Below are 5,827 nucleotides of genomic sequence, written 5' to 3'. Positions count from 1 at the left end.
TGGATCTGCTCCCGCATCTGCTCTATCAACACCTTAAGCTCCACTGCGGCATTAGTAATCTCAGTACTTATGGCTTTGGATGACAGCGTATTCGCTTCGCGGTTAAATTCCTGCATCATAAAATCTAAACGCCGGCCGCAGGCGCCGCCTTTTTTCAGGGTGTGACGGGTTTCTTTGATGTGGGCGTCCAGGCGGTCTAGCTCTTCAGCGACGTCAGATTTTGAGGCTAAAAATGCCATTTCCTGCTCTAAGCGGTTTTGATCCAAATCGGCTTTAATTTCATTTAAGCGGTTGGTGATGCGATCGCGTTGCCATTGCATGGCTTGCGGTAAATGCTCACGAACAAAGGCCACGCGCTCGCCAATGGCGGTTAAACGCTGCTGGATCATCTCTTCAATCGCCACACCCTCACGGCCACGGCCAGCTAAAAAGTCTTCCAGCGCAGCATCAAAGCCGGCCAGTAGTTCGCCTTGCAGTGCGTCTAAGTCTTCGGTGGGGGTTTCCATTACGCCGGGCCAGCGCAGAATATCGGCAATATTTAATTGCGCTTGTGGTGCTTTTTGCAGCAGTTGCTGGGCTTTTTGCAACAGTTGCTCGGCAAACACCTCATTTAAGGTCAGCTCGCCGGCCGCCTGATTAGCATGATAACGCAGATTCACTTCAATTTTGCCACGCTGCAGGCTGTTGCGCAGTTTATCGCGCAGCAGGCTTTCTAAGCCGCGAAACTGCTCGGGCAAGCGAAAGTAGGATTCTAAATAACGCTGGTTAACGGAGCGGATTTCCCATTGGGCAGTACCCCAACTGGCTTTGGTTTCGTGGCGGGCAAAGGCGGTCATGCTGTGGATCATGCTGAAGTTCCAATACGACTAAATGACGTTGAGTATACCTGACGAAAGCTGATTTTGGCTAATGGATAGCCCTCAGCCGGGTTAGCCCCTATAATAAGCGCTAACTTTACCATCAGGAGAAGCGCTAATGCGTCCAAGCGGCAGAACAGCCAGTCAAATCCGTCCACTCACCTTTACCCGTCAATTCACCGCACATGCTGAGGGCTCGGTATTGGTTGAGTTTGGCAATACCAAGGTGATTTGTACTGCCAGCGTGGTAGAAGGGGTACCACGGTTTATGAAAGGCCAGGGTAAAGGCTGGATCACCGCTGAATACGGTATGTTGCCCCGCGCGACTCATACCCGTAATGACCGGGAAGCCGCTCGCGGTAAGCAGGGTGGCCGTACTATGGAAATTCAGCGCTTAATCGGCCGGGCCCTGCGTACAGCGGTAGATTTAAAGCTGTTGGGTGAAAACACTATAACCATAGATTGTGATGTGATTCAGGCCGATGGCGGCACCCGCACCGCCTCTATTACCGGTGCCTGTGTGGCGCTGGTCGATGCGCTGAACCATATGCGCGCTAAAGGCACCATTAAAACTAACCCATTGAATTTTATGGTGGCGGCGGTGTCTGTCGGTATCTATAAAGGCACAGCAGTAGCCGATTTAGATTATGCCGAGGATTCTAACGCCGAAACCGACATGAACATTGTGATGACCGAAACCGGCAAGGTTATCGAAATTCAGGGCACCGCTGAAGAAGCGCCGTTCAGCTTTGAAGAAATGCAGGAAATGATGGATTTGGGCAAGCATGCCATTCGCGAAATTATTGACGAACAAAAACGCGTTTTAGCTTAAATCGTAGAGGATAGAGCCTTACCATGAAAGCCTTCCAACAAGAGTTTATTGAATTTGCGTTGTCGCGCCAGGTATTAAAGTTTGGCCGCTTTACGCTGAAATCAGGCCGTACCAGCCCGTATTTTTTTAATGCAGGCTTATTTAATACCGGCGGAGACCTGGCCAAATTAGGTCGCTTTTATGCAGCAGCGCTGCAAGATAGTGGCCTGGAGTTTGACGTGCTGTTTGGCCCGGCTTACAAGGGCATTCCTATCGCCACCACCACGGCTGTGGCGTTATTTGATCATCACCAGCGCGATGTGCCGTATTGCTTTAATCGCAAAGAAGCGAAAACCCATGGTGAGGGTGGCAGTTTAGTTGGTGCGCCGTTACAGGGCCGCATAGTGCTGGTGGATGATGTGATAACAGCCGGTACCGCTATTCGCGAATCAATGCAGCTGATTCAGGCAAAGGGGGCCACCCTTAGCGGCGTATTAATTGCGTTGGATCGCCAGGAGCGGGGGCAGGGCGAGTTATCTGCTATTCAGGAAGTGGAGCGCGATTTTAATACCAGGGTACTGTCTATTATCAGCTTACCGGATCTTATCAGCTACCTGGCGGATAAACCTGAAATGGCCGAGCATCTTGAGGCTGTGCAGGCGTATCGTACGCAATATGGCGTGAAGAGTTAAGTCTGGTTTAGGAGTAGGGTAAAGGGCCAGGAAATGCTATCTGCACCGGCTTCAAGGATCACATCCCTGTGCCCATTCAGCCTGCGCGGCATCCATGCCGCTGTTTCGACAGCACACCTGGCCCTTTACCTTAACGTTCAGGTTTTTAATCCTGATTAAAGGAAAAATAAGATGCTAAAACCAAACGGCAGTGGTTTAGGCCGCATTGTTAAAGCGGCCAGATGTTCGATGCAAGGTTTTGCCGCCAGTTGGAAGTTTGAGTCGGCTTTTCGTCAGGAAACCACACTGGCACTGCTATCTTTGCCACTGGCCGCCTGGCTGGCCAGCTCGGTCAGTCAGTTTGCACTCTTGGTCAGTGTCTGGTGTTTGGTGCTGGTGGTGGAGTTACTGAACTCGGCTATCGAGTCTTTAACCGACCGCGTTGGCCTGGAGCGGCATGAACTGTCGGGGCGAGCCAAAGATATGGGCTCGGCCGCAGTGTTTGTCAGCTTAGTGATTGTTGGTCTGGTATGGGGTGCGGCAATATGGGAACGTTTTGCCTAACTAAACACAGTTTGCTGCAATAAAGCCCATTGATTAGCCCAGTGCTGGGTGGGCAGGCGGTTAAAGCCAGAGCGCACAAACTGGCTGAGTTTGCCCTCTACTGTGGCCAGTAATAAATTGGCCAATTCGCCTTCGTCTATATTAAAGCTTTTACCTTCGCGCAGCTTACGCTCGCGCAGGCATTGCTTTAACTGGGTTTCGAGTTTTTCGAACAGCACGGCTACCCGCTCTTGCAAGCGCTCTTGCTCACCTTGCAAGGCATCGCCGGTGAGAATGCGGCAAATGCCCGGGTTGCGCTCAGCAAATACTAAGATCAGCTGCAAAATCCGCTCGGTACGACTGGCCGTGTCTTTATGTTCATCCAATATGGTATTGATACGAGACAGCAAGGTATGTTCAATAAACTCAATTAAGCCTTCAAACATCCGCGCTTTGCTGGGGAAATGCCGGTATAAAGCCGCTTCGGATACGCCCACTTTGTCTGCCAATGCTGCCGTGGTAATACGCTGACCGTTATTGCTTTGCAGCATAGCGGCCAGGGCCTGCAGAATATCGTCTTTTCGGTTGGGGCGACGTGGTGCCGTCATTTAAAGTCCTGTTTTAAAATGTGTTGTACTGTTAACGCTTCTGGCCGCTGCCAACTGACTATTAGCCTGGAGGTTTACAACTGAACTATCCGACGCTGATCCGACTAATTTTTACCCGAATGGCCAAAGCCACCTTCACCGCGCTCGGTTTTATCAAAGCTGTCTACCAGATTAAACTCAGCCTGGATCACCGGCATAAAGACTAACTGCGCAATGCGATCGCCGGGCGCTATGTTAAAGGCCTCAGCGCCACGATTCCACATCGACACCATCAAGGGCCCCTGATAATCCGAATCAATTAAACCTACCAGGTTGCCCAGCACTATACCGTGCTTATGGCCCAGCCCAGAGCGTGGCAAAATGGTGGCGCAGAGATTAGCATCACCAATATAAATAGACAGGCCGGTGGGGATCAGCACGGTTTGGCCGGGTGCCAGGGTTAACGGCTCATCCAGACAAGCACGCAAATCTAAGCCGGCAGAGCCAGGTGTGGCATAGGCTGGCAACGGGAACTCAGTTCCAATACGGGGGTCAAGAATTTTCAGGTCAATGGCTTTTTTCATATGAACTTCTTATTGTTAAACTTAAGATGAGTGCTGTTGGCTTAAAGTATAATGCTCACTGATCAGGGCTATTAACTGCTGCGCCAGCTGCGCTTTAGGCTGGATCGGTAGCTCTACCTCACCACCTTGCCACATCAGCGTAATGGCATTGTCATCACTGTTAAAACCGCTGTCATTGCCAGATACGTCATTGGCGCAAATCATATCTAATTTTTTACTCAGTAATTTTTGCCAGGCGTAATCCTGCACACTGCGGGTTTCAGCGGCAAAGCCCACGGTAAAAGGCCGCTGCTGTTTTAGCGCGGCTACCGCGGCGATAATGTCCTGGTTTTTAATCAGCGTTAATTGCAGCTCATTGTCGCTGCCTTTTTTGAGTTTATCGGTGGCTATATCAGCCATCCGGTAATCGGCGACGGCCGCACAACCAATAAAAATGTCAGATTTAACCGCGGCGGCCATCGCAGCCTGGTACATCTGCTCGGCGCTTTGTACGTCAATACGACTGACCCCGGCCGGAGTAGTTAGCTGTACAGGCCCGCTAATCAGTGTAACGCTGGCTCCGGCTTTAGCGGCCGCAGAGGCCAAGGCAAAGCCCATTTTACCCGAGCTGTGATTACTGATGTAACGAACCGGATCTATGGCTTCGCGGGTGGGGCCGGCGGTAATAGTAAAATGCAAATGTTGCAAATTTATGCCCGGCGCAAACAGCTGCTCTACTAAAGCGGTGAGTTGTAACGGCTCTAACATGCGGCCGGCACCGACATCGCCACAGGCCTGTTCGCCACTGCCTGGGCCAAAAATGTGAAATTTATGTTCTTTTAACGTTGCAATGTTTTTCTGGGTAGCTATATTGTTATACATCTGCTGGTTCATCGCCGGGGCAAAGGCTACAGGGGCTTGGCTGGCTAGCACGCAAGTCGTCAGCAGGTCGCCCGCCAGGCCGTGGGCCAACTTAGCGATAAGGTCGGCACTGGCCGGGGCAATCAGGATCAGCTCTGCCCATTTTGCCAGTTCTATGTGCCCCATGGCGGCTTCGGCTGCCGGGTCGAGCATGCTGGTGCTAACCGGGTTGCCAGACACGGCCTGCAAGGTGAGCGGCGTGATAAATTGCTGGGCGGCGTCGGTCAGTATTACCCGTACCTCGGCGCCACGCTCTTTTAAGCGTCGCACCAGATCGGCACTTTTATAAGCGGCAATGCCACCGCTAATTCCCAGTAAAATACGTTTGGCGGTTAAGCTGTGCGGTATCATAAGGTGGTAATCCGAGCCAAAAAAGTCGGCATAAGATAACACGGAAATAGGCTTTGAGCATCAATTCAGGGAGGATTCAGATGGCGATTCCAGACTGGCCGGTAACAGAACGACCAAGAGAAAAATTATTACAACTCGGGCCTGGCGCCTTATCTGACGCTGAGTTACTGGCTATTTTTTTGCGCACCGGCGTCAGTGGTTGTGACGCGGTAACACTGGCACGCTCCTTATTGAGCCATTTTGGCTCACTGCGCCGTTTAATGGGTGCCAGCCAATACGAATTTTGTCAGGCCAAGGGGCTGGGCGAAGCCAAGTTTGTGCAATTACAAGCGGTCATGGAATTGAGTAAGCGTTACCTGCAGCAGCAATTACAACGTGACACGGTTTTTACAGAGCCGGCCTTAGTAAAAAAATATTTATCTCACACCATAGGGCATGAGCAGCGCGAAGTGTTTTTACTGCTTTACCTTGATAATCAACATCGTTTGATTGCCAGCGAGCCGTTATTTATGGGCACGATAGA

General features: G+C 51.2%; 8 protein-coding genes. 4 read left to right on the top strand and 4 right to left on the bottom strand.

Going from position 1 to position 5,827, the window contains the following annotated elements; all coding sequences use genetic code 11:
• A partial coding sequence (locus V7D78_RS15655) for a YicC/YloC family endoribonuclease (protein ID WP_333609396.1) occupies positions 1-848 on the bottom strand: 848 nt, incomplete at its 3' end.
• Positions 849-975: 127 nt separating this feature from the next.
• On the opposite strand from V7D78_RS15655, the gene rph reads away from it, so the two are divergent.
• The 3 genes from rph (at position 976) to V7D78_RS15640 (ending at position 2,903) form a co-directional block, all read left to right on the top strand.
• Complete coding sequence (gene rph, locus V7D78_RS15650) at positions 976-1,689, top strand: ribonuclease PH (RefSeq protein ID WP_333609395.1); 714 nt, start codon at positions 976-978, stop codon at positions 1,687-1,689.
• Between the two features lie 23 nt (positions 1,690-1,712).
• A complete protein-coding gene (pyrE, locus tag V7D78_RS15645; RefSeq protein ID WP_333609394.1) occupies positions 1,713-2,360 on the top strand; it encodes an orotate phosphoribosyltransferase in 648 nt (215 codons plus the stop codon).
• Between the two features lie 171 nt (positions 2,361-2,531).
• Positions 2,532-2,903 carry a diacylglycerol kinase gene (locus V7D78_RS15640; RefSeq protein ID WP_333609393.1) on the top strand — a complete coding sequence of 124 codons (372 nt, stop codon included), beginning with the start codon at positions 2,532-2,534 and terminating at the stop codon, positions 2,901-2,903.
• Here V7D78_RS15640 and slmA read toward each other — a convergent pair.
• The 3 genes from slmA to coaBC form a co-directional block, all read right to left on the bottom strand.
• Positions 2,900-3,490: a nucleoid occlusion factor SlmA gene (gene slmA, locus V7D78_RS15635; RefSeq protein ID WP_333609392.1), complete on the bottom strand. Its 591-nt coding sequence runs from the start codon at positions 3,488-3,490 to the stop codon at positions 2,900-2,902. The two genes, V7D78_RS15640 and slmA, sit on opposite strands and share 4 nt — an antisense overlap.
• 104 nt (positions 3,491-3,594) lie before the next feature.
• Positions 3,595-4,053 carry a dUTP diphosphatase gene (gene dut, locus V7D78_RS15630; RefSeq protein ID WP_333609391.1) on the bottom strand — a complete coding sequence of 153 codons (459 nt, stop codon included), beginning with the start codon at positions 4,051-4,053 and terminating at the stop codon, positions 3,595-3,597.
• Positions 4,054-4,074: 21 nt separating this feature from the next.
• Positions 4,075-5,304 carry a bifunctional phosphopantothenoylcysteine decarboxylase/phosphopantothenate--cysteine ligase CoaBC gene (coaBC, locus tag V7D78_RS15625; RefSeq protein ID WP_333609390.1) on the bottom strand — a complete coding sequence of 410 codons (1,230 nt, stop codon included), beginning with the start codon at positions 5,302-5,304 and terminating at the stop codon, positions 4,075-4,077.
• 80 nt (positions 5,305-5,384) lie between these two features.
• Between coaBC and radC the strand changes: the two genes are divergently transcribed.
• Positions 5,385-5,827: RadC family protein (gene radC / locus V7D78_RS15620; protein WP_333609389.1), on the top strand; the 443-nt coding region annotated here is incomplete at its 3' end.

The sequence above is a fragment of the Arsukibacterium sp. genome (assembly GCF_036735525.1).
GTDB lineage: Bacteria > Pseudomonadota > Gammaproteobacteria > Enterobacterales > Alteromonadaceae > Alishewanella.
The sequence above is the reverse complement of the archived record's forward strand: the minus strand, read 5'-3'. Positions and strand labels throughout refer to the sequence as shown.